Source organism: Massilia sp. Soil_C_3 (assembly GCF_057657035.1).
In genome coordinates, this window is record NZ_JBDGJG010000001.1 from 303,983 (window position 1) to 329,868 (window position 25,886).

Consider the following 25,886-nt stretch of genomic DNA (forward strand, 5'->3'; position numbering starts at 1 on the left):
TCGTCAATCGTGAATTCGCTTGACCGTCAACATTGCTTCCACTAAAGTGGGAAACGGTGTGAAAAAGTGTCGATTTGTGGGAGGGTTGTGGGGTAACTCCTTCGGCTCCCGGCGTCCGGCAAACAACGACAAACAACTCTCCAAAGCTAGGTAAATACGTGTTCCAGGGCGCGTCCGCGATCAATCTCGATGCAAAAGGCCGAATGTCGATTCCGGCCAAGCACCGTGACGCCCTTACGCTTCAGTGCGAGGGCCGCATGACCTTGACCAAACACCCCCATGGCTGCCTCCTCTTCTTCCCGCGCCCGGTATGGGAAGAGCACCGTAAGCAGATCGCTGCCTGGCCCATGTCGGCCCGTGCGTGGCAGCGCATTTTCCTCGGCAACGCCGTCGATGTCGAGCTCGACAGCGCGGGCCGTGTGCTGATCTCGCCCGAACTGCGTGCCGCGGTCGGGCTCGAGAAGGAAGTGATGATGCTCGGCATGGGTACCCACTTCGAAATCTGGAATGCCGCCAAGCTGGCCGAGGACGAGGCCGAGGCCGTCGCCGGTGGCATGCCCGATGTTCTTTCCAATTTCTCTTTCTGAGGCGCCGATGACGGATTCCTTGACGGTGCCTGTGTACCAGCATCGAACGGTGCTGCTTGACGAAGCGGTCGATGCGCTCAACCTCGTGGGCGCACGCGCTGACGGCATCTATATAGATGGCACTTTCGGACGGGGCGGCCACAGCCGCCTGTTGTTGTCGCGCCTGGGCCCGCAAGGGCGCCTGATCGCGTTCGACAAAGACCCGCAAGCGATTGCCACTGCCTCACACATCGACGATCCACGCTTCACGATCGTCCACGACAGCTTTGCAACGATGCACGACGCGCTGGCCGCGCGCGGCATCCCCCGGGTCGACGGCATCCTGCTCGACCTGGGTATCTCGTCGCCCCAGGTGGACGACGCCAGCCGCGGCTTCAGCTTCCGCAACGATGGCCCGCTCGACATGCGCATGGATACCACGCGCGGCATGTCGGCTGCCGAGTGGATTGCGACCGCGGAGCAACCTCAATTGGAAAAGGTGATACGCGATTATGGAGAAGAGCGGTATGCTTTTCAGATTGCAAAGGCGATTGTTGCTCGCCGCGCAGTCGAACCAATTTCAAGCACACGACAGTTTGCCGCAATCGTGGCAAGCGCGGTCAAGGGCTGGGAAAAAGGCAAGGATCCGGCAACCAGGACCTTTCAGGCTGTCCGGATTTTCATCAATAAAGAGCTTGAGGACCTCGAGGCAGGGCTGATCGCGGCCTATGGCATGCTGGCGCCGGGCGCGCGCATGTCAGTGATTTCCTTCCACTCGCTGGAAGACCGCATGGTCAAGCAATTCCTCGCCTCCAAGGCCAAGGTCGAGCAACCCGACCGCCGCCTGCCGATCCGCGCCGTCGACCTGCCGCAGCCCGAGATGAAGCTGATCGACAAGATCAAGCCGTCCGCGACCGAAGTGTCGGAAAACCCGCGTGCCCGCTCGGCGGTGCTGCGCGTGGCCGAACGCCTGGGGACGCCTGCATGAGCGTCAAGCTGAACGTGCTCCTGACCACCTTGCTGGTGGGATGCGCGCTATCGGTCGTCAATGCCCGCTATCAGGCGCGCCACCTGCTCATCGAGCTCGAGCGCCTGCAGCAGCACGCGCGCCAGCTCGACGTCGACTGGGACCAGCTCCAGCTCGACCAGTCGCGCCTGGCCAAGAACGAGCGCATCGAGCAGATCGCCCGTTCCCAGCTCGAAATGGCGCCATTGAGCCCGGCCCGGACCCAATACCTGACGGAGGGCGCCCCATGATGCGTGGCGGCGCCAGGAACAGCAATGCGCGGGTGGCCGCGTCGAAAGGCGTGGCTTTCTCGAAAAGCCCGGTGCTGGCGGTGCGCCTGCCCGACTGGCGTTCGCGCCTGGTGCTGTTCGTCCTGTTCGCGGCCTTCGCCGCGCTGGCCGTGCGCGCGGTCTGGCTGCAGGGCGTATCGAACCAGTTCCTGCAAAAGCAGGGCAAGAGCCGCTACGAGCGCACGCTCGAGCTGCCGGCCACGCGCGGCCGCATCCTCGACCGCAACGGCGCGGTGCTGGCCACCTCGCTGCCGGTGCGCGCGATCTGGGGCATCCCCGAAGACGTGCTGCAGGCGCCGCCGGAAAAGCTGCGCGCGCTGGCGAACCTGCTCGAGATGCCGGAATCCGAGCTGCGCAAGAAGCTCGACTCCGACCGCACCTTCGTCTACCTCAAGCGCCAGGTCGAGATGCCGATCGTCGACCAGATCCTGGCGCTCAAGATCGACGGCATCGATACGCGCAAGGAATACAAGCGCTTCTACCCACAGGGCGAAGTGATGACGCACGTGGTGGGCTTCACCAACGTCGAGGACAAGGGCCAGGAAGGGATGGAGCTGCAGCACCAGAAGACCCTGATGGGCGTGGCGGGCAGCCGCCGCGTGATCAAGGACCGCCTCGGCCACATCGCCGAAGACCTGGGCATGTTCCGCGAGCCGCACCAGGGCCGCGACCTGACCCTGTCGGTCGACAGCAAGCTGCAATACATCGCCTTCACCAGCATCAAGAACGCGGTCGAGAAATTCAATGCCAAGGCCGGCGCCGCCGTGGTGCTCGACGTGCAGACGGGCGAGGTGCTGGCCCTGGCCAACTACCCGACCTATAACCCGAACGACCGCTCCAAGCTGACCGGCGAGCAGCTGCGCAACCGCGTCATCACCGACACCTTCGAGCCGGGTTCGACGATCAAGCCGCTCACCGTGGCGTTGGGCCTGGAGACCGGCCGCGTCACGCCCGACACCGTGTTCGACAACAATCCGGGCTATATGATGGTGACCGGCCGCCGCATCCGCGATTTCCACAACTATGGCGTGCAGACCGTCAGCGGCATCATCCAGAAATCGTCGAACCTCGGCGTGGTCAAGATCGCCCAGATGATCCCGCAGCAGGAAATGTGGGAGCTGTACACCAAGGTCGGCTACGGCCAGGCGCCGCGCTTCGGCTTCCCCGGCGCCGCCGCCGGCCGTGTGCGTCCCTATAAAACCTGGAAGCCGGTGGAATACGCCAATATGGCTTTCGGCCACGGCCTGTCGGTGTCGCTGCTGCAGATGGCGCGCTCCTATATGATCTTCGCCCGCAACGGCGACATCATCCCGCTGTCCTTCGTGAAGGTGGACGAACAGCCGGTGGGCCAGCAGGTGATCTCGGCCAAGACCGCGGCCCAGGTGCGCACCATGCTCGAATCGGTGGTGGGCCCGGGCGGCACCGCCTCGCGCGCCCAGGTCGCTGGCTACCGCATCGGCGGCAAGACCGGCACCGCCGAGAAGATCGTCAATGGCCGCTACTCGCGCACCAACAATATCGGTTACTTCGCCGGCATCGGGCCGATGTCCAAGCCGCGCTTTATCATCGCGGTGATGGTCGACGACCCGACCGGTCCCCTGCGCACCGGCGGCTTCGTCGCCGCGCCGACAGCGGCCGACCTGTTCTCCAATGCGCTGCGGGCCGCCAACGTGCCGCCCGATTCATCGATCACGGACATCATCATTCCGGAAGTTCCTCTAGAGGAGAGCATGTGATGGCCCCGAGCCTGCACGACACCATCGAATGGATTCGCGCCGCCGCCCCAGGCGGCCGTCTCGTTTCCGACTCGCGCCGCGTCAAGCCCGGCGACGTGTTCTTCGCCTACCCGGGCGAGGCCGCTGACGGTCGTCGCTACATCGAAGCCGCCATCGAAGCCGGCGCCGCCGCCGTGGTGCACGAAGCCGATGGTTTCACCTGGGCTTTCGATGTCGCATTGCCCCATCTTGCCGTGAGCGAGCTGAAAAAGAATGCCGGCCCGATCGCGCACGCGGTGCTGGACTATCCGGACCGCGCCATGTTCACCGTGGCCGTCACCGGCACCAACGGCAAGACCTCGTGCGCGTTGTGGACCGCGCAAACCCTGGCGCGCCTGGGCGAAGCGGCCGCCGTGATCGGCACGCTGGGCGTGGGCCTGATCAAGGGCAAGGCTGCAAGCGAGCCGCAGTTCGACGTCACCGGCTACACCACGCCGGACGCGGTGCTGCTGGCCCAGAAGCTGGCCGACCTGAAAAAAGCGGGCGCCGGCGCGCTCGCCATCGAGGCCTCGTCGATCGGCCTGGTGCAGGAGCGCACGGCCGGCATGCACGTCGACGTCGCGATCTTTACGAATCTGACGCGCGACCACCTCGACTTCCATGGCGACATGGAAAGCTACGAGGCGGCCAAGATCAAGCTGTTCGAATGGGATGGCCTGAAACACGCGGTGGTCAACCTCGACGATCCGGCCGGGCAGCGCCTGGTGGCGCACTTGCGCAGCAACTTCCCGTCGCTGGCAGTCACCGGCTACACCATCGGCGCCGCCGGGGCGCCCGATGGCGTGGCCGTGCTGCGCGCCGGCGGCATGCGCAGCAAGAACGCCGGCACCGAGTTCCAGGTCGAAACAGCGCAAGGCAACGCGACCGTGCGCACCCAGCTGGTGGGCAACTACAACGTCAGCAATACGCTGGCGGTGCTGGGCGCGCTGCTGGCCAAGGGCGTGGCGCTCAAGGGCGCGGTCGATGCGATCGAGACCCTGGTCCCGGCGCCGGGCCGCATGCAGCAGATGGGCGGGTCGGATGCGCCGATGGTGGTGATCGACTACGCGCACACGCCGGACGCGCTGGAAAAAACCCTCGATGCCCTGCGCCAGGTCGCGACGGACCGCGGCGGCCAGCTGTGGTGCGTGTTCGGCTGCGGCGGCGACCGCGATCCGGGCAAGCGAGCGCAGATGGGCCGCATCGCACAAGGCGCCGACCAGGTGCTGGTCACGAGCGACAATCCGCGCAGCGAGGAGCCAAGCAGCATCATCGCCCAGATCGTCGCCGGCATGGATACGTCGCAGGCTGCGCGCGTGCAGACGGTCGAAGACCGCGCGGCCGCCATCCTGCTGGCGGTGAAGCAGGCCGCCAAGCAGGACGTGATCCTGTTGGCAGGGAAGGGCCATGAGCCCTATCAGGAAATCAAGGGTCGCAAGATGCCGTTCTCGGATGCGGACCACGCCTCGCTGGCATTGACGGCGCGGCTTACCATGTTGAGGACGCATTGATGCGCGGATCGTTGCAACAACTGGTCGATGCGATTCCGGGCGCACGCCTGGTCGGGCTTGACGCGTCCTTCGAGGGCGTATCGACCGACAGTCGCAAGGTGGAAGCGGGCGCGCTGTTCGTCGCGCTGGTGGGCGAGACCTTCGACGCCCATGACTTCCTTGACCAGGTTGTCGCACGCGATGTCGCTGCGGTCGTGGTGTCGCGCCTGCCGGAAGGCTGGACCTTGCCGGCGATCGTGGTGCCTGACACCCTGGTGGCGCTGGGCCGCATCGCCCACGCCTGGCGTGCGCAGTTCCAGATCCCTGTAATTGGCGTCACCGGCAGCAATGGCAAGACGACGGTCAAGGAAATGATCGCATCCATCCTGGCGGCCGCCGTCGGAGAAGATGCGCGGCTGGCGACCCAGGGTAATCTGAACAACGAGATCGGCGTGCCCTTGACCCTGTTCCGCCTCGACGCTTCTCATCGAGCTGCGGTGGTGGAGCTGGGCATGAACCATCCGGGCGAGATCGGCCGCCTGAGCGCGATCGCGACGCCGACCGTGGGCCTGGTGAACAACGCCCAGCGCGAGCATCAGGAATTCATGCATACCGTCGAGGCGGTGGCGCGCGAGAACGGTTCGGTGCTGCAGGCGCTGTCGAACGATGGCGTGGCCGTGTTCCCGGGCGACGACGTCTATACGAACCTGTGGCGCGGCCTGGCCGCCTGCGAGGTCATCACCTTCGGCCTGTCGGATGCCTGCGACGTGCGCGCCAGCTACACCAGTAATGGTTTCGGCAGCCAGCTGCAAGTAACAACGTCGTTCCCGCGGAGGCGGGAACCCAAGGTTGCTGGCGCAGCCGACGGCGCAGAAAACTTGGGTCCCCGCCTGCGCGGGGATGACGGTGGTGCTAATGGCTTCACCTTGATGCTGGCCGCCGCCGGCGAACACAATGTGCGCAATGCGCTGGCGGCGATCGCGTGCGCGCTCGGCGCCGGGATCGACCAGGAGGCGGTCGTGCGCGGCCTGGAGGCTTTCGCCCCGGTCGGCGGCCGCCTGCAACGCAAGACCGCTGCAAACGGCGCGACCGTCATCGACGACACCTATAACGCGAACCCCGATTCGATGCGGGCCGCGATCGACGTGCTGGCGGCCTATCCGGCGCCGCGCATCCTGGTCGTGGGCGATATGGGCGAAGTCGGCGCGCAAGGAAAAGAGTTTCACGAAGAAATCGGCGCCTACGCAGCTACGCGTGGCATCGACACCGTGCTCGCGACGGGCGAGCTGGCGCGCCACCTGGTCGCGTCGGGAGCGCGGCATTACGAGCAGTTCGACGAATTATTGGCAGCACTGGATGAAAAACTGGGCGGCAATACCAATTCGACTGTGCTGGTGAAGGGCTCGCGCTTCATGAAGATGGAGCGCGTAGTCCAGCACCTGACCGGATCAACCACCATTGGCAAGGGCGCCCACTAATATGCTTCTCTGGCTCGCACAATACTTCCAGGACTATATCGGTCCTCTGCGCGTGTTCAACTACATCACGTTCCGCGCGGTGTTCGCCACCATCACCGCCATCACGATCGGCCTGGTCGCCGGTCCGATCGTCATCCGCAAGCTGACCGAACTGAAGGTCGGCCAGGCGGTGCGTACCTATGGTCCGCAAAGCCACCTGACCAAGCACGGCACCCCGACCATGGGCGGCGTGCTGGTGCTGATCGCGATCGGCGTCTCGACGCTGCTGTGGTGCGACCTGTCGAACCGCCTGATCTGGCCGGTGCTGGTGGTGACCTTCGGCTTCGGCGCAGTGGGCTGGGTCGACGACTACCGCAAGGTGGTCTATAAAGACCCGGAAGGCATGCGCTCGGGCGAGAAATACTTCTGGATGTCGCTGGTCGGCATCACGTCGGCGCTGTACCTGGCGTTCGCGCTGTCGGCCGCCTCGCCATGGGAAGCCATGGGGCTGTTCTATGCATGGGTGCAGTCGGGCTTCTCGATGGACCTGCCACCCAAGGCCGACCTGATCGTCCCGTTCTTCAAGAGCATCAGCTACCCGCTGGGCGTGTGGGGCTTCATCGCATTGACCTATTGCGTGATCGTCGGCTCGTCCAACGCCGTCAACTTCACCGACGGCCTCGATGGCCTGGCCATCATGCCGACCGTGATGGTGGGCGGCGCGCTGGGGCTGTTCGCTTACCTGACCGGCAGCGTGACGTTCTCCAAATACCTGCTGATCCCGTATATCCCGGGCGCGGGCGAACTGTTGATCTTCTGCGGCGCGATGGCCGGCGCGGGCCTGGCCTTCCTGTGGTTTAACGCGCACCCGGCCCAGATGTTCATGGGCGACGTCGGCGCGCTGGCGCTGGGCGGCGCGCTCGGCACCATCGCCGTCATCGTGCGCCAGGAAATCGTGCTGTTCATCATGGGCGGCATCTTCGTGGCCGAGACCCTGTCGGTGATCATCCAGGTCAGCTATTTCAAATATACGAAGAAACGCTACGGCACCGGACGCCGCGTCTTCCTGATGGCGCCGCTGCACCACCATTTCGAACAAAAGGGCTGGAAGGAGACCAAGGTCGTGGTCCGCTTCTGGATCGTGACCATGGTGCTGATCCTGGTCGGCCTGTCGACCTTAAAACTGCGCTGAGATGAACTACGACGGCAAACACGCATTGGTACTGGGCCTGGGTGAATCCGGGCTGGCGATGGCGCAATGGCTGGCGCGGGCCGGCGCACGCGTGCGCGTGGCCGATACGCGCGATGCACCCCAGCGCCTGGCGGCGCTGCGCGCCGCCGTCGCGGATGCCGAATTTATCGCGGGCGATTTCAGTGCCGCGCTGCTCGATGGCGTCGACTTCGTTGCCGTCAGTCCGGGCCTGGCGCCCAATCGCGAGCTGGTCGACATCATCCCGGCCGCTGCCGAGCGCCGCGTGCCGGTATGGGGCGAGATCGAATTGTTCGCGCAGGCGCTCGCGCACCTGCGGGAAACGAGCGGCTACACGCCGAAGGTCATCGCGATCACCGGCACCAACGGCAAGACCACGGTGACCAGCCTGACCGGCCTGCTGTGCCGCCGCGCGGGCCTGACCACGCGCGTGGCCGGCAATATCAGCCCGGCCGCGCTGGACGTGCTGCGCGAGGTGATCGATGCCAACGAGCTGCCGCAGGCCTGGGTGCTGGAACTGTCCAGCTTCCAGCTGCACACCACCTTCAGCCTGCAGGCCGACGCCGCCACGGTGCTGAACCTGAGCCAGGACCACCTGGACTGGCACGGCAGCATGGACGCTTATGCGGCGGACAAGGCGCGCATCTTCGGCGCCGATACCATCCGCGTGCTCAATCGCGACGATGCGCGCGTGCTGCGCATGACGGCGGTCGATACCCCGTCCTTCACCTTCGGCACCGGCGCGCCGGTGGACGCCAACAGTTTCGGCCTGCTCGAGGAGCGCGGCGTGTTGTGGCTGGCCAATGCCGTGCCGGGCGAAGAGATCGAGAAGAAACGCAAGAAAGGCGAAGTGGCCGAGCCAGTGGACGCCATCGTCAACCGCCTGATGCCGGCCGATGCGCTGAAGATTCGCGGTCTGCACAATGCGTCGAACGCGCTGGCCGCGCTGGCCCTGTGCCGCGCCTGCGGCCTGCCGCTGGCGCCGCTGCTGCACGGCCTGCGCGAGTACGCGGGCGAGCCGCACCGGGTCGAACTGGTCGCCACCATCGACGGCGTCGACTACTACGATGACAGCAAGGGCACCAATGTCGGCGCCACCGTGGCCGCCTTGACCGGCCTGGGCAAGGCCTTCACCGGCGCCGACCAGCAAATCCTGCTGATCGCCGGCGGCGACGGCAAGGGCCAGGACTTTTCGCCGCTGGCGCATCCGGTCGCGGATCATGTGCGCGCCGTGCTGCTGATCGGCCGCGATGCGCCGGCCGTGCGGGCCGCCATCGAGCCGACCGGCGTGCCGGCCTTCGACCTGGACGATTTGCCGCAGGCGGTGCGCCGCGCCGCGGGTCTCGCGCGCGCCGGCGATGCCGTGCTGCTGTCGCCGGCCTGCGCCAGCCTCGACATGTTCACCAATTACGCGCACCGCGCGCAGGTGTTCGTCGACACGGTGCGCGAGATCGCGCTGGACAAGGGACAGGAGATCTGATGGCCTTCCAGCTTCCGTTCAAGTTCTCCGGCCTGGCTTCCGACGCCACCGTCGACGGCCGCAGCAAGCCGTCGAAGATGATGGACTACGACCAGCCGCTGGTCTGGGTCACCGTGCTCTTGATGCTGCTCGGGATGGTGATGGTGTATTCGGCGTCGATCGCGCTGCCCGATTCGCCCAAGTTCCGCTATCTGGAAGACCGCAACGAATACTTCCTGTACCGCCAGGCGATGTACATCATCGTCTCGATGGTCGCGGCCGCGGTGGTGTTCCGGATTCCGATCGCGGTGTGGCAGAAATACGCACCGATGCTGTTCATCGGCACCCTGGTCATGCTGGTGCTGGTCCTGATCCCGGGCCTGGGCGTGTCGGTCAACGGCGCGCGCCGCTGGCTGTCGCTGAAAGTGATGAACCTGCAGCCGTCCGAGATCATGAAGATCGCGGTGGTGCTATACGCGGCCGACTTCACGGTGAGGAAGCAGGAATACATGCACAAGCTCACGAAAGGCTTCTTGCCGATGATGGTCGCGATCGGCCTGGTCGGCGCCTTGCTGCTGCTCGAGCCCGACCTGGGCGCCTTCGGCGTGATCGTCTGCATCGCCATGGGCATCCTGTTCCTGGGCGGGATCAATATCGTCTGGTTCGGCGGCATCGGCGCGCTGCTGGTGGTGATCTTCAGCGCGATCATCGCGCTGTCGCCATTCCGCCGCGCGCGCATGTTCGCCTACCTCGACCCGTGGGAAGAGGGCAATGCGCTGGACAAGGCCTATCAGTTGACGCACTCCCTGATTGCCTTCGGGCGCGGCGAATTCTTCGGCGTGGGCCTGGGCGCCTCGGTCGAGAAGCTGCACTACCTGCCGGAAGCGCACACCGACTTCATCATGGCCGTGATCGGCGAAGAGCTGGGCCTGGTCGGCGTGCTGGTGGTGGTGGCCATGTTCTACTGGCTGGTCAAGCGCGCCTTCGACATCGGCCGCCAGGCGATCGCCCTGGACCAGACCTTCGCCGGCCTGGCCGCGAAGGGCATCGGCATCTGGATCGGCGTGCAGACCTTCATCAATATGGGCGTGAACCTCGGCCTGTTGCCGACCAAGGGCCTGACCCTGCCGCTGATGAGCTTTGGCGGCTCGGGCGTCATGTTCAACTGCATCGGCCTGGCGATCCTGCTGCGGATCGACTACGAAAACCGGGTGCGGATGCGCGGAGGCAGGACATGACCAAGCGTTTGATGATCATGGCTGCAGGAACGGGCGGCCACATCTTCCCTGGCATCGCGATCGCGCAGACCATGCGCGCGCGCGGCTGGGAAGTGAGCTGGCTCGGCACCGCCCACGGCATGGAAACGGATCTGGTGCCGAAGGCCGGCATCCCGATGGACACCATCGACTTCGCCGGCCTGCGCGGCAAGGGCCTGGCCCACACCGTCAAGGGCGCCTTCAAGATGGCGGCCAGTTTCATTACCTGCCGCCGCTATCTTGGCAACCGTCGTCCCGACGTGGTGCTGGGCATGGGCGGCTACGTCACGGTCCCGGGCGGCATGATGGCGCGTTCGCGCGGCATCCCGCTGGCGCTGGTGAACGCCGACGCCGCGCTGCTGTTGTCGAACAAGACGCTGGCGCCGGTCGCGCAGCGTGTGCTGTTCGGCTTCCCGGCCGATTTCGGCAAGGCGGCCGGCAAGGCGGTGGTCACCGGCAACCCGGTGCGCCAGCAGATCCTCGACCTGCCGGCGCCCGCCGTGCGTTTCGCAGGCCGCAGCGGCCCCTTACGCGTGCTGGTCGTGGGCGGCAGCCTGGGGGCGAAGGTCCTGAACGACAGCGTGCCGGCGGCCCTGGCCCTGATCGACCCGGCCACCCGTCCGATCGTGACCCACCAGTCGGGCAAGAAGAATATCGATGCGCTGCGCGCGTCTTATTTGCAGGCTGGTGTCAACGCAAACGTGGTCGACTTCATTGATGACATGGCCGCGGCCTATGCGAACGCCGACCTGGTGATCTGCCGCGCCGGCGCGATCACGGTGTCCGAGTTGACGGCGGCCGGCGTGGCCAGCGTGCTGGTGCCCTTCGTCGCCAGCACCACCAGCCACCAGCGCGACAACGCGCTGTGGATGGACAAGCAGGGCGCGGCTTGCTACCAACCGCAGGGCGAACTCAATCCGCAGCGGCTGGCGAGCCTGCTGCAAGACACGACGCGCGAGCGTTGCCTGGCGATGGCGCAGGCGGCGCATGGCGTGGGCAAGCGCGACGCCAACGAGGCGATCGCGCAAGAACTAGAACGACTGGCAGGGCAAAACCAATGAAACACAAGATCAAGAACATCCACTTCGTGGGCATCGGCGGCAGCGGCATGAGCGGCATCGCCGAAGTGCTGCTCAATCTCGGCTACCAGGTGTCCGGCTCGGACCTGGGCAGCAATGCCGCCACCCAGCGCCTGGCCGGCCTGGGCGCGACCGTCCACCTCGGCCACCAGGCCGAGAATGTGAGCGGCGCCGACGTCGTCGTGACCTCGACCGCCGTGAACGAAGCCAATCCTGAGGTGATCGCCGCGCGCTCAAACAAGATTCCTATCGTGCCGCGCGCGATCATGCTGGGCGAACTGATGCGCCTGAAGCGCGGCATCGCGATTGCCGGCACCCATGGCAAGACCACCACCACCAGCCTGGTGGCGTCGGTGCTGGCCGCCGGCGGGCTGGACCCGACTTTCGTCATCGGCGGCCGCCTGACGGCGGCCGGCGCCAACGCCGCCCTGGGCAGCGGCGAATACATCGTGGCCGAAGCCGACGAGTCGGATGCCTCGTTCCTGAACCTGTCGCCGATGATCGAAGTCATCACGAACATCGACGCCGACCACATGGACACCTATGAACACGACTTCGAGAAACTGAAGGCCGCGTTTGTGAACTTCACGCACCGCATGCCGTTCTACGGCCGCGTGATGCTGTGCATCGACGACCCTCACGTGCGCTCGATCCTGCCGCAGGTGACCAAGCCGGTCACCACCTATGGCTTCTGCGAGGAAGCCGAAGTGCGCGCGCTGGACGCCTATGCCGAAGGCACGCAGATGCATTTCACGGTGCGCCAGGAAGGCTATCCGGATACCAAGTTCGTGCTGAACCAGCCCGGCATGCACAATGTGCTCAATGCCTGCTCGGCGATCGCGATCGCGCGCGAGATCGGCATCGAGGACGCCGCCACCGCCCAGGGCCTGCTGGAATTTGGCGGCGTCGGCCGCCGTTTCACGCGCTACGGCGAAGTGCCGCTGGCGGCCGGCGGCAGCTTCACCCTGGTCGACGACTTCGGCCACCACCCGGTCGAGACCGAGGTGACCTTGGCCGCCGCGCGCGCCGCCTATCCGGGCCGGCGCCTGGTGCTGGCCTTCCAGCCGCACCGGTTCAGCCGCACGCGCGACCTGTTCGAGGATTTCGTGAAGGTGCTGGCCACCCCCGACGTGCTGCTGCTGGCCGAGGTGTATCCGGCCGGCGAGGCGCCGATCGTGGCCGCCGACGGCCGCGCGCTGGCGCGCGCGCTGCGCACCGCCGGCAAGACGGAACCGATTTTCGTGGAAGCGATCGCCGATATGCCGGCCGCCATCCTCAATGTGGCGCGCGACGGCGACGTCGTGCTGACCATGGGCGCCGGCTCGATCAGCGGCGTGCCCAATCAACTTACTAATGCAAAGGCCTGAATCGTGACCACCACTCCTACCCTTGATGCAGCCGCTTTCGGCAAGGTCGGCGTGCTGTTCGGTGGACGCTCCGCCGAACGCGAGATCTCGCTCATTTCCGGCAACGGCGTGCTGCAGGCCCTGAAAAGTCGCGGCATCGACGCCCATGCCTTCGATCCGGGCACGCAAAGCCTGGCCGACCTGGCCGCGCAACAATTCGACCGCGTGTTCATCGCGCTGCACGGCCGCTACGGCGAAGACGGCAGCCTGCAGGGCGCCCTCGAACTGCTGGGCATTCCCTACACCGGCAGCGGCGTGATGGCGTCCAGCGTCGGCATGGACAAGATCACCACCAAGAAGATCTGGCTGCAAGAGAACGTGCCGACCCCGCGCTACGTAACCATTGATGCGGATACCGACCTGGACGCCGTAGTGGCCGACCTCGGCTTGCCGCTGATCGTCAAGCCGCCGCTCGAAGGCTCGAGCATCGGCATCACCAAGGTCACGCAGGCCGACCAGTTGAAGGAAGCGGTTGCGCTGGTGACCAGCATGGACGAGGCGGTGCTGGCCGAGGAATTCGTCACCGGCCGCGAATTCACCGTCGCCGTGCTGGGGCAGGGCGCCAGCGCCCGTGCGCTGCCGATCGTCGAGATCGTGGCCCCTGAGGGCAAGTACGACTACCAGAACAAATACTTCACCGACGACACCGTGTATCACTGCCCGGCGCCGCTGCCGGAGGCGCTGGCCCACGAGATCGGCCGCCATGCGGTGAATGCCTATCGCGCCCTGGGTTGCGAGGGCTGGGGCCGGGTCGACGTGCTGGTGCGCGAGAGCGATATGCGTCCCTTCCTGCTGGAGGTGAACACCTCGCCCGGCATGACGACCCATTCGCTGGTGCCGATGGCGGCGCGCGCGGTCGGCATCGCATATGAAGACCTGTGCGTCGAGATCCTGCGCTCGGCGCGGCTCAAGATGGGCCAGAAGGCTAAAGGATAAATCCAGATGTGGCATGACGTCCGGGCCCTCAACGCGACCGCCAGTTTCATGACGGCGGTGACGGTGCTCGCCGCCCTGATCTCGGGCGTGTGGTGGCTGTCGCAGCGCCCGATGTTCTCGCTCGGTTCGGTGACGGTGGAGAGCATGTACGGGATCGAGTTGAAGCACGTGAACGAACTCACCGTGCGCAACGGCGTGCTCGGCAAGATCCGTGGCAACTTCTTCACCGCCGACCTGGAACAGGTGCGCGCCACCTTCGAGACCGTGCCCTGGGTGCGCCGCGCCACCGTGCGCCGCGAGTGGCCCAATGCGCTGGTGGTCGAGGTCGAGGAACACGAGGCGCTCGGCACCTGGGGCGAGGACGGCCGCCTGTTGTCGGTCAAGGGCGACGTCTTCACCGCCAATGTGGCCGAGACCGAGGATGAACAGGCGTTGCCGGCTTTCGACGGTCCGGTCGGCAGCGAGAAGGAAGTGCTGGCCCGCTTCAACGACCTGCGCACCGCGTTCGCGCAGGTGGAGCTGGTGCCGCAAGAGCTGTCGCTGTCCAACCGGTATGCCTGGACCGTAAGGCTGGACAACGGCATGAGCGTTGCACTGGGGCGCGAGCAGGACCGCAACACGCTTAGGAAACGCGTGCAGCGCCTGGTCGGCGTCTATCCGCAGCTGGTCGCCCGGCTGCAGGAGGGCCGTATCGACACCATCGATATGCGCTATCCGAACGGACTGGCGTTGTCGTCGGCCGCCTTGAGCGTGCCGCTCGATGCGACGAAACCGGTCAAGGCGGCGAAAAAGCCCAAAGAAACACACAAACAAGCAACACCCAATAAAACAACCAAGCAAATCTGAAGCAGGCGAACAGCAATGACAAAAGACGCGAAAAACCTGATCGTCGGCCTCGACATCGGCACCTCCAAGGTGGTGGCCGTGGTCGCCGAGGTGATGTCCGACGGACGCCACGAGGTGATCGGGCTGGGTCAGCACGAGTCGAAAGGATTGAAGAAGGGCGTGGTCGTCAATATCGAGGCCACGGTCGAATCGATCCAGCGCGCGCTCGAAGAAGCCGAGCTGATGGCGGACTGCAAGATCCGCAACGTCTACGCTGGCATCGCCGGCAGCCATATCCGCTCGTTCAATTCGAGCGGGATGGTGGCGATCAAGGACAAGGAAGTGACGGCCACCGACGTGGCGCGCGTGATCGAGACCGCCAAGGCGGTCAACATCCCGACCGACCAGCAACTGCTGCACACGGTGCCGCAGGAGTTCATCGTCGACAACCAGGAAGACGTGCGCGAGCCGATCGGCATGAGCGGAATTCGACTGGAAGTACGGGTGCACATCGTCACCGGTGCGGTGTCCGCGGTGCAAAATATTGTAAAGTGCGTGCGCCGTTGCGGACTCGAGGTCTCGGACCTGATCCTGCAACCGATGGCGTCCGCCGACGCGGTGCTGACGGTCGACGAAAAAGAACTGGGCGTGGTCCTGATCGACATCGGCGGCGGCACCACCGACATCGCGGTGTTTTCGGACGGCGCGATTCGCCACACGGCGGTCATTCCGATCGCCGGCGACCAGATCACCAGTGACATCGCAATGGCCTTGCGCACGCCGACCGGCGAGGCGGAGGACATCAAGATCCGCTACGGCGTGGCCAAGCAGGTATTGGCCGATCCGGGCGAGACACTCGAAGTGCCAGGTCTCGGCGACCGCGGCCCACGCGCATTGTCGCGCCAGGCCCTCGCAGCCGTGATCGAGCCTCGGGTGGAAGAACTGTTCGCCATGGTCCACCAGGCCGTGCGCGAATCCGGCTATGAGGGCGTGCTGTCCTCGGGCATCGTGCTGACGGGCGGCAGCTCGATCATGCCGGGCATGATCGAGATGGCGGAAGACATCTTCCTCAAACCGGCGCGCCTCGGCACGCCGGACTACCGTGGCCAGCTGGCCGACGTGGTACGCAGCCCGCGCTATGCGACGGTGCTCGGCCTGCTGCTCGAAGCGAAGAAGCAGTACCTGCGCGGCCATATCGTCACGCGCCAGGACGGCTCGGTGAAGGCAGTCTGGCAACGAATGAAGGAGTGGATCGCTGGGAACTTCTGATTCAGCCACAAATAAAGCACTTGGTAACAAATTAGGTAGCGAAAATTCATCACGGGTTACAGGTTTTTACATACAATCGCAGTTACCGGTTTGAGGCAGCGAACCAGCAACGCCAAGGCCTCTTCCCTGGAACCGCATTCTGAGAATAGGGAGTTCATCATGGAGTTCGATATGGTCGATAACGCAGCACTGGGAACCGTGATCAAGGTCGTTGGCGTCGGTGGCGCCGGCGGCAACGCGGTTCAGCACATGATCAATAAAGGTGTGTCCGGTGTCGAGTTCATCGCCGCAAACACGGACGCGCAGGCCCTGGCGGTTTCCAGCGCCAACAACATCATCCAGATTGGCGATTCCGGCCTGGGCGCAGGGATGCGTCCGGAAGTCGGCCGCCAGCTGGCCGAGCAGTCGCGCTCGCGCATCGAGGATGCCCTGCGCGGCGCGCACATGGTCTTCATCGCCGCCGGCATGGGCGGCGGCACCGGCACCGGCGCCGCGCCGATCGTGGCCGAAGTGGCCAAGACCATGGGCGCCCTGACCGTGGCCGTGGTCTCCAAGCCGTTCTCCTACGAAGGCCAGAAGTGCATGGACGTGGCCGAGGAAGGCCTCGAAGAACTGACCAAGCACGTCGACTCCCTGATCGTCATCCTGAACGAAAAGCTGGAAGACATCTACGAAGACGAATCGATGCTCGACTGGATGCAGCACGCCGACGATGTGCTCAACAACGCGGTGGCCGGCATCGCCGAGATCATCAACGTGCCGGGCCACATCAACGTCGACTTCAACGACGTCAAGACCATCATGGGCGAGCAGGGCAAGGCCATGATGGGCACCGCGACCGCTTCGGGCGTGGACCGCGCGCGCATCGCGGCCGAACAGGCTGTTGCTTCGCCGCTGCTGGACGGCATCGACCTGTCGGGCGCCAAAGGCGTGCTGGTCAACGTGACCGCCAGCCGTGGCCTGAAGGGTAAAGAAATCAAGGAAGTCATGGCCGCCGTGCGCGCCTTCGCGGCGCCGGACGCCTCGATCGCCCAGGGTATCGCCTACGACGACGCGATGGGCGACGAGATCCGCGTGACCGTGGTCGCGACGGGCCTGGGCAAGAACAAGAAGTCGATCCAGCTGGTGCAACCGCAGCAGCAGCTGCGCACCGGCACCTACGATGCGCCGGTGATGCAGGGCGCAGCGGCGGTGGCAGGCGGCCTGACCGCAGGCAAGGCCAGCGCCGACGCCCTGGGCGGCATGAAGCAGCCGGCCGTGTGGCGCCGCGAGCAGGCATCGGAGCAGGTCCAGGCGATGCAGCGCAATGGCGTCGAGACCTACGACATTCCGGCGTTCCTGCGCAAGCAGGCCGATTAAACTGGCACCGTCGATGTAGTGAAGAGGCCAGCGCAAGCTGGCCTTTTTGTTTGCGCCGCACGAAAATCACCCACGATCCGCAGCGCCAGCACGTCGTACCCGCGAAGGCGGGTACCCAAGGCCGATGAGCAGCCGCTACGCCCGACGCAAGAGGCAGCGCACGCAAACTTGGGTACCCGCCTACGCGGGTACGACGTGCGAGCGCCGCGGGTACGACGTGCGAGCGCCGTGGGACGAAGGATGTTGCCATCGCCAGCACACCCACTCCAGATCAGCGATAATGGCAAGATTCACAAAACATCAACAGGAGAACAGCATGACCATCCAGATCGGCGATCGACTGCCGGAAGGCACCCTCGCGGAATTCATCGAGAACGAGACCGAGGGCTGCAGCCTGGGCCCGAACACCTTCCAGGTGGCGGACCTCGTCAAAGGCAAGAAGATCGTGATCTTCGGCCTGCCGGGCGCGTTTACTCCGGGCTGCTCGGTGCAGCACGTGCCGGGCTACGTCAAGCACGCCGACGACATCCGCGCCAAGGGCGTCGATGAAATCTGGTGCATCTCGGTCAACGACGCCTTCGTGATGGGCGCCTGGGGCCGCGACCAGAAGGCCACCGGCATCGTGCGCATGATGGCCGACGGTAACGCCACCTTCACCAAGGCCCTCGGCCTGGACAACGACTTCTCGGCCCACGGCATGGGCACGCGCTCGAAGCGCTACTCGATGCTGGTCGAGGATGGCGTGGTCAAGACCCTGGACATCGACGCCAAGGGCATCGACCTCTCGAGCGCTGAATCGATGCTGCAGAAACTCGGCTGATTCCCGAACGGATTCACACCCCACAAAACGGCGCCACGGCGCCGTTTCCTCCTTATGATCATCAATACCGAAACCCCCGACCAGCCCGAAGTGCGGGCCATGCTGGACAAGCTGGATGCCTATTGCGCCGCGCTGTACCCGGCCGAGAGCAACCACCTGCTGGACATCGACGCGCTGCTGGCCGGCGACGTGCTGTTCCTGGTCGCGCGCGACATCGACGGCGCGGCGGTCGGCTGCGCGGCCCTGGCCAACCGCGGCGCCTATGGTGAAGTGAAACGCATGTATGTGGACGAGGCGCGCCGCGGCCTGGGGACGGGAAAGAAGCTCCTGGAACACCTGGCGATGTTCGCGCGCATGTCGGGCCTGGGCGAATTGAAGCTCGAAACCGGCATCCACCAGCCGGCGGCGATCGCGCTGTACGAAGGTTTCGGCTTCAGCCGCTGCGCGCCGTTCGGCGATTACCGTCCCGACCCCTTGAGCCTGTTCATGGAAAAACGGCTATGACGGCGCGTGGCCGCAACCTGTACAGCATCTATGCGATGCTGCTCGCCGTCTTCATGTTCGCCCTGATGGACACGGCGATGAAGCTGCTGGCGGCGCGCTACCCGGCGATGCAGGTGGCGGCGCTGCGCGCCATGTGTTCCTTGCCGCTGGTCGCCGCCTACGTGGCCTGGCGCGGCGCCTTCACGGGCGTGTTCCAGGTGCGCTGGCCGATGCACTTCCTGCGCGGCGTGCTCGGGATCCTGATGCTGGCCCTGTTCGCCTTCGGCCTCAAGAGCCTGTCGCTGGCCGAGGCCTATTCGATCTTCTTCATCGCGCCGGCCCTGATCACGGCGCTGTCGGTCCTCTTATTAAAAGAGCGGGTCAACCTGGCGCGCTGGGTGGCGATCGCGGTGGGCCTGGGCGGCGTGCTGGTGGTACTGCGCCCGAGTGGCGCCGGCTTTTTCACTATCGGCGGCCTGGCGGTGCTGGGGGCAGCGGCCTGCTATGCGGTGTCGGCGATCACGGTGCAGGTGCTGGCGCGCAGCGACCGCAGCGAACATACGGTGTTCTGGCTGATCGTCATGATCGCCGTTGGCGCCGGCCTGCTGGCGGCGCCGGGCTGGGTCTTGATTCCCGCCAGCGAGATCCCGCTGCTGTGCGGCCTGGCGGTGTCGGGCTTCATCGGCCAACTGGCGATCACCGAGGCGTTTTCGCGCGGCGAGGCGTCGAGCGTGGCGCCGTTCGAGTATTCGGCCCTGGCCTGGGGCGTGGGCCTGGACTGGCTGCTGTGGCGCGCGCTGCCCGACGGCTGGACCATGGTGGGCGCGGCCATCATCATCGGCAGCGGCCTGTATCTGATCCGCCATGAAAAAGACCACGCCGAAGCCGAGCATCCATGATGTGTCGCTCGCGCGCCACCACCGCCGGGCCAATCGGGGGAGGCGGCAGCAAGCGTGTATGCGCTGGGCTATAATCGGCCCATGCTGAAACAACGAACCATCAAGGAACTGGTCCGCACCACGGGTGTCGGCCTGCACTCCGGCCGCAAGGTCGAGCTGACCCTGCGCCCGGCCGCGCCCGATACCGGCATCGTGTTCCGCCGCGTCGACATGGACCCGATCGTGGCCATCCCGAGCTCCGCCCACGTGGTGGGCGATACCCGCATGGCCTCGGTGCTGATCAAGGACGACGCCCGCGTCTCGACCGTCGAGCACGTGATGTCGGCCTGCGCCGGCCTGGGGATCGACAATCTGTTCATCGACGTCACGGCCGAGGAAATCCCGATCATGGACGGTTCGGCATCGTCCTTCGTGTTCCTGCTGCAGCAGGCCGGCGTCGAAGAGCAGGCCCCGCTGCGCAAGTTCATCCGCGTGCTCAAGGACGTCGAAGTGCGCCAGGGTAGCGGCGCCAACGAGAAATGGGCCCGCCTGTCGCCGCACAACGGCTACAAGCTCGACTTCTTCATCGAATTCAACCACCCGGCGGTGGACGGCACCATGCAGCGCGCCACCGTCGACTTCGGCGACATCACCTATGTGCGCGACGTGGCGCGCGCCCGCACCTTCGGCTTCATGCAAGACGTCGAGAGCCTGCGCGGCATGGGCCTGGCGCGCGGCGGCTCGTTCGAGAACGCCATCGTGATGGACGAATACCGCATCCTGAACACCGACGGCCTGCGCTACGAGGACGAGTTCGTGCGCCACAAGATCCTGGACGCGATCGGTGACCTGTACCTGGTCGGCCATCCGCTGCTGGCCAGCTATACCGCGCACAAATCGGGCCATGCGCTCAACAACGAGCTGCTGCGCGCGCTGCTGGCCCAGCCGGATTCGTATGAGATCGTCACCTTCGACGACCTGGGCACGGCGCCGCCGTCGTATGTGCGGCAGATGACGCGGGAGTGGGCGCAGAGCTGACGTTGTCGGCTGTTCGCAGGACTGGGATTCCCGCCTTCGCGGGAATGACGTTCTGAAGCACGGGGCCGACTTTCAACGTATCACCCTGCCACCAGCCATAAGACCGTCGTTCCTGCCACTGGCAGCAACGACTCCCCGCGCAGGCGGGAACCCAAGTTCCCCTCCAACACCATTACCTCCGCTTCGCCGCCAGCGCCTTGAGCGCCGCCACCAGATCCCGGTTCTGCTGGGTATCCGGCAGCGATTCCGCCAGTTCCTCGAAGGCCTGGACCGCGCGCGGCGGCAGTTCGAGCGTGCGCATCTCGGGCCGGTCGGGCAGGGCGCGCGTCACCTGCAGCTTGATCTTGGTCGATTCCACCTGCCAGCCCTTCTGCAGCAGGGTCGCCTGCAACTTCGGCATCAGCTGCTTGAGCCGGGCCGCCAGCGCCGAGCTGGGCACGGCCAGGGTCAGGACGCCCTCCTGGAACGACAGCACGTCGCAGTTATGAAAGATCGCCGGCAGCGCCGCGGCGCAGTCGGCCTGCAGGCGCGCCATGCGGCCGACGGCCGGCAGCAGGCTGGCCATGCGGTCGTTGGCGCGCAAGAAGTCGGTGGCGGCGTGCGAGGTCTGCCGGGTGCTGGTCCCGAAAATATGGAAGGGACGCTTGGGAGGAGATTGCTGCATGCTTGGAACATACCACAGCGCCCGCGCTTTGGGCGGACCGGGTGGCGGATCTGCCGCCGTGGGAGCGTCGTCGAAGCCAGTTTGATAACGTTTCTGGCTCGGCAGGACTTGTTATCCTGCCTACGATCCCCAAGTGTGGCCAGATCGCATGATAAAATCAGTGGTTATTTGCCTAACGCGGTCTTTGGTGCTTATCGCTTTGATATCATCTTGGCTTCTTCTTGCGGCGTATTTTTCTAGAACACAGCATGTCATTCCTGACCCAGATTTTCGGCAGCCGTAACTCGCGTCTGCTCAAGCAGTACCAAAAGACCGTGCGTCAGATCAACGCGCTCGAGCCACAAATGGAGCAGCTTTCGGATACCGAGCTGCAAGCCAAGACGCCTGAATTCAAGGATCGCCTCGCCAAGGGCCAGACCCTGGACGACATCCTGCCAGAGGCCTTCGCCGTCTGCCGCGAAGCGGCCAAGCGCGTCCTCAAGATGCGTCACTTCGACGTGCAGCTGATCGGCGGCATGGTCCTGCACCAGGGCAAGATCGCCGAGATGGGCACCGGGGAGGGTAAAACCCTGATGGCGACCCTGCCGGTCTACCTGAACGGTCTGTCGGGCAAGGGCGTGCACGTCATTACCGTCAACGACTACCTGGCCCAGCGCGATGCGGACCAGATGGGCCAGCTGTACGGCTGGCTGGGCCTGTCGACCGGCGTCAACCTGTCGCAGCTCGACCACGACAGCAAGCAGAAGGCCTACGGTTCCGACATCACCTACGGCACCAACAACGAATTCGGCTTCGACTACCTGCGCGACAATATGGTCTACGACGCGCGCGAACGCGTGCAGCGCAGCCTGAACTTCTCCGTGGTCGACGAGGTCGACTCGATCCTGATCGACGAGGCGCGTACCCCGCTGATCATTTCGGGCCAGGCCGAGAACCACACCGACCTGTACCACCGCCTGAACGAAGTCCCGCTCAAGCTGACCCAGCAGATCGGTGAAGAAACCCCGGACGGCAAGGGCAAGATCGAAGTCCCGGGCGACTACCTGAAGGACGAGAAGGCGCACACCGTGCTGCTGACCGAGTCGGGTCACGAGCATGCCGAAGCGATCCTGACCGAGATGGGCCTGCTGCCCGAAGGCGCGTCGCTGTACGACGCCGCCAACATCACCCTGATCCACCACCTGTATGCGGCGCTGCGCGCCCACGTCCTGTATCACAAGGACCAGCACTACGTGGTGCAGAACAACGAAGTCGTGATCGTCGACGAATTCACCGGCCGCCTGATGACGGGCCGTCGCTGGTCGGATGGCCTGCACCAGGCGGTGGAGGCGAAAGAAGGCGTGCGCATCCAGAACGAGAACCAGACCCTGGCCTCGATCACCTTCCAGAACTACTTCCGCATGTACGCCAAGCTGGCGGGCATGACCGGTACGGCCGACACCGAAGCCTTCGAATTCCAGGATATCTACAGCCTGGAAACCGTGGTCGTGCCTCCGAACCGCCCATCGCAGCGCAAGGACCGCCAGGACCAGGTCTACAAGACCTCGGACGAGAAGTACAACGCGATGGTCAACGACATCCGCGATTGCTACGAGCGCGGCCAGCCGGTGCTGGTCGGCACCACCTCGATCGAGAACTCCGAGATGCTGTCCGGGATCCTGACCAAGGCCGGCCTGCAGCACAATGTCCTGAACGCGAAACAGCACGCCCGCGAAGCCGAGATCATCGCCCAGGCCGGCCGTCCGAAGATGATCACCATCGCCACCAATATGGCCGGCCGCGGTACCGACATCGTCCTGGGCGGCAATGTCGGCAAGCAGATCCAGCTGATCGAAGCCGACGGCAACCTGTCGGACGCCGACAAGGCGGCCCAGTCGCAGAAACTGCGCGACGAATGGCAATCGCTGCACGACCACGTGGTCAATGCCGGCGGCCTGCACATTATCGGCACCGAGCGCCACGAATCGCGCCGGGTCGACAACCAGCTGCGCGGCCGTTCGGGCCGCCAGGGCGACCCGGGTTCCTCGCGCTTCTACCTGTGCCTGGACGACGCGCTGCTGCGCATCTTCGCCGGCGACCGCGTGCGCGCCATCATGGACCGCCTCAAGATGCCGGAAGGCGAACCGATCGAGGCGGGCATCGTGTCGCGCTCGATCGAGTCGGCCCAGCGCAAGGTCGAAGCCCGCAACTTCGACATCCGCAAGCAACTGCTCGAGTACGACGACGTCGCCAACGACCAGCGCAAGGTGATCTACACCCAGCGTAACGAACTGCTGGAGTCGACCGACATCAGCGAGATGATCAACTCGCTGCGCGTGGGCGTGTTCACCGACCTGGTGCGCGACTACGTGCCGGCCGAATCGGTCGAGGAACAGTGGGACGTCAAGACGCTGGAAAGCACGCTGTCGTCCGAATGGAGCCTGGATGTGCCGCTGCAGCAGATGCTGCAGGACGAGCCGAACCTGAACGACGACGACATCCTCGAGCGCGTGCTGGCCGCGGCCGACGCGGCCTACGCCACCAAGATCGGCGTGGTGGGCAAGGAATCGTTCGGCGGCTTCGAGCGCAACGTCATGCTGCAGAGCGTGGACACCCACTGGCGCGAACACCTCGCGGCGCTGGACCACCTGCGCCAGGGCATCCACCTGCGCGGCTATGCGCAGAAGAACCCGAAGCAGGAATACAAGCGCGAGGCGTTCCAGCTGTTCAGCAGCATGCTGGACCTGATCAAGAACGAAGTGATCCGCACCGTGATGACCGTGCGCATCCAGTCGCGCGAAGAAGTCGAGGCGGCCGAGGCGGCGATGGTGGCCCAGGCGGCGCAGCTGGAAAACGTCAACTACCAGCACGCCGACTTCAACCCGTCGGCGGCGCCGGAAGAACTGCTCAATCCGAACCCGAACCGCAGCGGCGAAGGCGAGGCCGTATCGGCCGAAGACCACAGCAGCTATATGGGCGTGAAGGTCGGCCGCAACGATCCATGCCCTTGCGGCAGCGGCAAGAAGTTCAAGCAGTGCCACGGCAAGCTGGCGTAATCAGCCACTAGCCAGCATGCGAAACGGCCGGGGTAACCCGGCCGTTTTCATTCGTCCATCACCATCCGTCTGTAGCGTTCCCAATCCCAGCCCGCGCCAGGATCGGTATGCGTCTGCCCCGGATGGTTCACGTGCCCTTCACCTTGTCCATCCGACGAGCGCATCAGGTAGTGGGCGCTCACGCCGGCGCTGCCTGCGCCAGCACGCGCGCCGACAGCACGTCGAGCCGAGCCTGCCCATGGATGCGCGGCCATGTTTTTCCTAAATGCATCCGCTTGCATTGATGTGCGGCAGAAACCTCGCAGCATCGCCAGGTCGCTGGCGTTACAATAACGAATTCGACAATTTTTCCAACGAGATCACCATGGCCGTCAATTCCCCCCTGCCAGTCGCCGCCGACCTGAAGCCCGTCAACGGTGTCGAGATCGGCTTTGCCGAAGCCGGCATCAAGAAGCCGAACCGCAAGGACATCCTGATCATGAAGCTGGCCGAAGGCGCGACCGTCGCCGGCGTGTTCACCCTGAACCGCTTCTGCGCCGCGCCGGTGCAGGTGAGCAAGGCGAACCTCGAGGCCGTGAAGAACGGCGGCGCGCCGATCCGCGCGCTGGTGGTCAACACGGGTAACGCCAATGCCGGCACCGGCGAGCAGGGCCTGGCCAATGCCAACGCCACCTGCGCCGAGGTTGCGAAACTGCTGGGCCTCGAGGCCGGCCAGGTGCTGCCATTCTCGACCGGCGTGATCCTGGAACAGCTGCCGATGGCCAAGCTGCTGGCCGGCCTGCCTGCCGCCGCCACGAGCCTGAAGGCGGACAACTGGTTCAACGCCGCCGAGGCGATCATGACCACCGACACCCAGCCGAAGGCCGCCTCGCGCACCGTCACCATCGGCGGCCATGCCGTGACGATGACCGGCATCAGCAAGGGCGCCGGCATGATCAAGCCGAATATGGCGACCATGCTCGGCTACCTGGCGATCGACGCCAAGGTCGCCCAGCCGGTGCTGGACGAACTGGTGAAACACGCGGCCGACCACTCGTTCAACGCCATCACCATCGACGGCGACACCTCGACCAACGATTCCTTCATCGTGATCGCGACCGGCACGGGCGGCCTGTCGATCGACGCTGCCAGCGGCGCCGACTACGAAGCGCTCAAGGATGCCGTCACCGACATCTCGCGCAACCTGGCGCAGCAGATCATCCGCGACGGCGAAGGCGCGACCAAGTTCATGACCATCACGGTCGACGAAGGCAATGACGTGGCAGAGTGCCGCAAGATCGCCTACGCGATCGCCCACTCGCCGCTGGTCAAGACCGCCTTCTTCGCGTCCGATCCGAACCTGGGCCGCATCCTGGCCGCGGTCGGCTACGCCGGCGTCGACGACCTCGACGTGACCAAACTCGACCTCTACCTGGACGACGTCTGGGTGGCGAAAGCAGGCGGCCGCAATCCGGATTACAAGGAAGAAGACGGCCAGCGTGTGATGAAGCAGTCCGAGATCACGGTGCGCGTCAAGCTGGCCCGCGGCGATGCCACGGCCACCGTCTGGACGTGCGACCTGTCGCACGACTACGTTTCGATCAACGCCGACTACCGTTCCTGATCG

22 protein-coding genes are annotated in these 25,886 nt (G+C 65.2%); 21 read left to right on the forward strand and 1 reads right to left on the reverse strand.

Annotation, left to right across the window (positions count from 1 at the left end; all coding sequences use genetic code 11):
• Positions 1-158: 158 nt before the first annotated feature.
• From mraZ to lpxC, 19 genes are all read left to right on the forward strand, one after another.
• A complete protein-coding gene (gene mraZ, locus AC3A6F_RS01420) occupies positions 159-587 on the forward strand; it encodes a division/cell wall cluster transcriptional repressor MraZ (protein ID WP_040776953.1) in 429 nt (142 codons plus the stop codon).
• Positions 574-1,554: a 16S rRNA (cytosine(1402)-N(4))-methyltransferase RsmH gene (gene rsmH / locus AC3A6F_RS01425; RefSeq protein WP_487678477.1), complete on the forward strand. Its 981-nt coding sequence runs from the start codon at positions 574-576 to the stop codon at positions 1,552-1,554. Before mraZ ends, rsmH begins: the two co-directional genes overlap by 14 nt.
• Positions 1,551-1,823 carry a cell division protein FtsL gene (gene ftsL / locus AC3A6F_RS01430; protein ID WP_320472860.1) on the forward strand — a complete coding sequence of 91 codons (273 nt, stop codon included), beginning with the start codon at positions 1,551-1,553 and terminating at the stop codon, positions 1,821-1,823. Before rsmH ends, ftsL begins: the two co-directional genes overlap by 4 nt.
• Positions 1,820-3,598, forward strand: a complete 1,779-nt coding sequence (locus tag AC3A6F_RS01435; protein ID WP_487678192.1) for a peptidoglycan D,D-transpeptidase FtsI family protein — start codon at positions 1,820-1,822, stop codon at positions 3,596-3,598. The genes ftsL and AC3A6F_RS01435 overlap by 4 nt, the downstream gene beginning before the upstream one ends.
• Positions 3,598-5,127: a UDP-N-acetylmuramoyl-L-alanyl-D-glutamate--2,6-diaminopimelate ligase gene (locus AC3A6F_RS01440; RefSeq protein ID WP_487678478.1), complete on the forward strand. Its 1,530-nt coding sequence runs from the start codon at positions 3,598-3,600 to the stop codon at positions 5,125-5,127. The genes AC3A6F_RS01435 and AC3A6F_RS01440 overlap by 1 nt, the downstream gene beginning before the upstream one ends.
• A complete protein-coding gene (locus tag AC3A6F_RS01445) occupies positions 5,127-6,584 on the forward strand; it encodes a UDP-N-acetylmuramoyl-tripeptide--D-alanyl-D-alanine ligase (protein ID WP_487678193.1) in 1,458 nt (485 codons plus the stop codon). Before AC3A6F_RS01440 ends, AC3A6F_RS01445 begins: the two co-directional genes overlap by 1 nt.
• 1 nt (position 6,585) lies before the next feature.
• Positions 6,586-7,755 (forward strand): phospho-N-acetylmuramoyl-pentapeptide-transferase, encoded by a 1,170-nt coding sequence (gene mraY / locus AC3A6F_RS01450; RefSeq protein WP_123069390.1) that lies wholly within the window; start codon positions 6,586-6,588, stop codon positions 7,753-7,755.
• Between the two features lies 1 nt (position 7,756).
• On the forward strand, positions 7,757-9,253 hold the full coding sequence (gene murD, locus AC3A6F_RS01455) for a UDP-N-acetylmuramoyl-L-alanine--D-glutamate ligase (RefSeq protein WP_487678194.1): 1,497 nt from the start codon (positions 7,757-7,759) through the stop codon (positions 9,251-9,253).
• Complete coding sequence (gene ftsW, locus AC3A6F_RS01460; protein ID WP_487678195.1) at positions 9,253-10,470, forward strand: putative lipid II flippase FtsW; 1,218 nt, start codon at positions 9,253-9,255, stop codon at positions 10,468-10,470. The genes murD and ftsW overlap by 1 nt, the downstream gene beginning before the upstream one ends.
• Positions 10,467-11,549, forward strand: coding sequence for an undecaprenyldiphospho-muramoylpentapeptide beta-N-acetylglucosaminyltransferase (murG, locus tag AC3A6F_RS01465; RefSeq protein WP_487678196.1), 1,083 nt, complete (start codon positions 10,467-10,469; stop codon positions 11,547-11,549). The genes ftsW and murG overlap by 4 nt, the downstream gene beginning before the upstream one ends.
• Positions 11,546-12,934, forward strand: a complete 1,389-nt coding sequence (gene murC / locus AC3A6F_RS01470; RefSeq protein ID WP_487678197.1) for a UDP-N-acetylmuramate--L-alanine ligase — start codon at positions 11,546-11,548, stop codon at positions 12,932-12,934. Before murG ends, murC begins: the two co-directional genes overlap by 4 nt.
• A gap of 3 nt (positions 12,935-12,937) precedes the next feature.
• The gene (locus tag AC3A6F_RS01475; protein ID WP_487678198.1) at positions 12,938-13,909 is read left to right on the forward strand and encodes a D-alanine--D-alanine ligase; all 972 of its coding nucleotides are present in this window, start codon (positions 12,938-12,940) and stop codon (positions 13,907-13,909) included.
• Positions 13,910-13,915: 6 nt separating this feature from the next.
• The gene (locus tag AC3A6F_RS01480) at positions 13,916-14,755 is read left to right on the forward strand and encodes a cell division protein FtsQ/DivIB (protein WP_487678199.1); all 840 of its coding nucleotides are present in this window, start codon (positions 13,916-13,918) and stop codon (positions 14,753-14,755) included.
• 15 nt (positions 14,756-14,770) lie between these two features.
• Positions 14,771-16,003 (forward strand): cell division protein FtsA, encoded by a 1,233-nt coding sequence (ftsA, locus tag AC3A6F_RS01485; protein ID WP_005668243.1) that lies wholly within the window; start codon positions 14,771-14,773, stop codon positions 16,001-16,003.
• 159 nt (positions 16,004-16,162) lie between these two features.
• Positions 16,163-17,362, forward strand: a complete 1,200-nt coding sequence (gene ftsZ, locus AC3A6F_RS01490; protein ID WP_123069384.1) for a cell division protein FtsZ — start codon at positions 16,163-16,165, stop codon at positions 17,360-17,362.
• Positions 17,363-17,678: 316 nt separating this feature from the next.
• Positions 17,679-18,182 (forward strand): redoxin family protein, encoded by a 504-nt coding sequence (locus AC3A6F_RS01495; protein WP_487678200.1) that lies wholly within the window; start codon positions 17,679-17,681, stop codon positions 18,180-18,182.
• Between the two features lie 54 nt (positions 18,183-18,236).
• Complete coding sequence (locus AC3A6F_RS01500) at positions 18,237-18,686, forward strand: GNAT family N-acetyltransferase (protein ID WP_487678201.1); 450 nt, start codon at positions 18,237-18,239, stop codon at positions 18,684-18,686.
• A complete protein-coding gene (locus AC3A6F_RS01505) occupies positions 18,683-19,564 on the forward strand; it encodes a DMT family transporter (RefSeq protein ID WP_487678202.1) in 882 nt (293 codons plus the stop codon). The genes AC3A6F_RS01500 and AC3A6F_RS01505 overlap by 4 nt, the downstream gene beginning before the upstream one ends.
• An 81-nt stretch (positions 19,565-19,645) precedes the next feature.
• Complete coding sequence (lpxC, locus tag AC3A6F_RS01510; RefSeq protein ID WP_487678203.1) at positions 19,646-20,581, forward strand: UDP-3-O-acyl-N-acetylglucosamine deacetylase; 936 nt, start codon at positions 19,646-19,648, stop codon at positions 20,579-20,581.
• 172 nt (positions 20,582-20,753) lie between these two features.
• Here the strand turns inward: lpxC and AC3A6F_RS01515 are convergent, their stop codons facing one another.
• On the reverse strand, positions 20,754-21,245 hold the full coding sequence (locus tag AC3A6F_RS01515; protein ID WP_123070162.1) for a DciA family protein: 492 nt from the start codon (positions 21,243-21,245) through the stop codon (positions 20,754-20,756).
• Between the two features lie 248 nt (positions 21,246-21,493).
• Here AC3A6F_RS01515 and secA point away from each other — a divergent pair, with 248 nt between their 5' ends.
• Together secA and argJ are read left to right on the forward strand one after the other, a co-directional pair.
• On the forward strand, positions 21,494-24,280 hold the full coding sequence (gene secA / locus AC3A6F_RS01520; protein WP_487678204.1) for a preprotein translocase subunit SecA: 2,787 nt from the start codon (positions 21,494-21,496) through the stop codon (positions 24,278-24,280).
• Between the two features lie 364 nt (positions 24,281-24,644).
• Positions 24,645-25,883, forward strand: a complete 1,239-nt coding sequence (argJ, locus tag AC3A6F_RS01525; protein WP_487678205.1) for a bifunctional glutamate N-acetyltransferase/amino-acid acetyltransferase ArgJ — start codon at positions 24,645-24,647, stop codon at positions 25,881-25,883.
• Positions 25,884-25,886: the final 3 nt, after the last annotated feature.

What these genes read in the sequence shown, in the direction of transcription:
- ftsL (WP_320472860.1), top strand. Translation starts at nt 1,551, where the DNA reads ATGAGCGTCAAGCTGAACGTGCTCCTGACCACCTTGCTGGTGGGATGC.
- AC3A6F_RS01435 (WP_487678192.1), top strand. Translation starts at nt 1,820, where the DNA reads ATGATGCGTGGCGGCGCCAGGAACAGCAATGCGCGGGTGGCCGCGTCG.
- AC3A6F_RS01440 (WP_487678478.1), top strand. Translation starts at nt 3,598, where the DNA reads ATGGCCCCGAGCCTGCACGACACCATCGAATGGATTCGCGCCGCCGCC.
- AC3A6F_RS01445 (WP_487678193.1), top strand. Translation starts at nt 5,127, where the DNA reads ATGCGCGGATCGTTGCAACAACTGGTCGATGCGATTCCGGGCGCACGC.
- mraY (WP_123069390.1), top strand. Translation starts at nt 6,586, where the DNA reads ATGCTTCTCTGGCTCGCACAATACTTCCAGGACTATATCGGTCCTCTG.
- murD (WP_487678194.1), top strand. Translation starts at nt 7,757, where the DNA reads ATGAACTACGACGGCAAACACGCATTGGTACTGGGCCTGGGTGAATCC.
- ftsW (WP_487678195.1), top strand. Translation starts at nt 9,253, where the DNA reads ATGGCCTTCCAGCTTCCGTTCAAGTTCTCCGGCCTGGCTTCCGACGCC.
- murG (WP_487678196.1), top strand. Translation starts at nt 10,467, where the DNA reads ATGACCAAGCGTTTGATGATCATGGCTGCAGGAACGGGCGGCCACATC.
- murC (WP_487678197.1), top strand. Translation starts at nt 11,546, where the DNA reads ATGAAACACAAGATCAAGAACATCCACTTCGTGGGCATCGGCGGCAGC.
- AC3A6F_RS01480 (WP_487678199.1), top strand. Translation starts at nt 13,916, where the DNA reads ATGTGGCATGACGTCCGGGCCCTCAACGCGACCGCCAGTTTCATGACG.
- ftsA (WP_005668243.1), top strand. Translation starts at nt 14,771, where the DNA reads ATGACAAAAGACGCGAAAAACCTGATCGTCGGCCTCGACATCGGCACC.
- ftsZ (WP_123069384.1), top strand. Translation starts at nt 16,163, where the DNA reads ATGGAGTTCGATATGGTCGATAACGCAGCACTGGGAACCGTGATCAAG.
- AC3A6F_RS01495 (WP_487678200.1), top strand. Translation starts at nt 17,679, where the DNA reads ATGACCATCCAGATCGGCGATCGACTGCCGGAAGGCACCCTCGCGGAA.
- AC3A6F_RS01500 (WP_487678201.1), top strand. Translation starts at nt 18,237, where the DNA reads ATGATCATCAATACCGAAACCCCCGACCAGCCCGAAGTGCGGGCCATG.
- AC3A6F_RS01505 (WP_487678202.1), top strand. Translation starts at nt 18,683, where the DNA reads ATGACGGCGCGTGGCCGCAACCTGTACAGCATCTATGCGATGCTGCTC.
- lpxC (WP_487678203.1), top strand. Translation starts at nt 19,646, where the DNA reads ATGCTGAAACAACGAACCATCAAGGAACTGGTCCGCACCACGGGTGTC.
- AC3A6F_RS01515 (WP_123070162.1), bottom strand. Translation starts at nt 21,245, where the DNA reads ATGCAGCAATCTCCTCCCAAGCGTCCCTTCCATATTTTCGGGACCAGC.
- secA (WP_487678204.1), top strand. Translation starts at nt 21,494, where the DNA reads ATGTCATTCCTGACCCAGATTTTCGGCAGCCGTAACTCGCGTCTGCTC.
- argJ (WP_487678205.1), top strand. Translation starts at nt 24,645, where the DNA reads ATGGCCGTCAATTCCCCCCTGCCAGTCGCCGCCGACCTGAAGCCCGTC.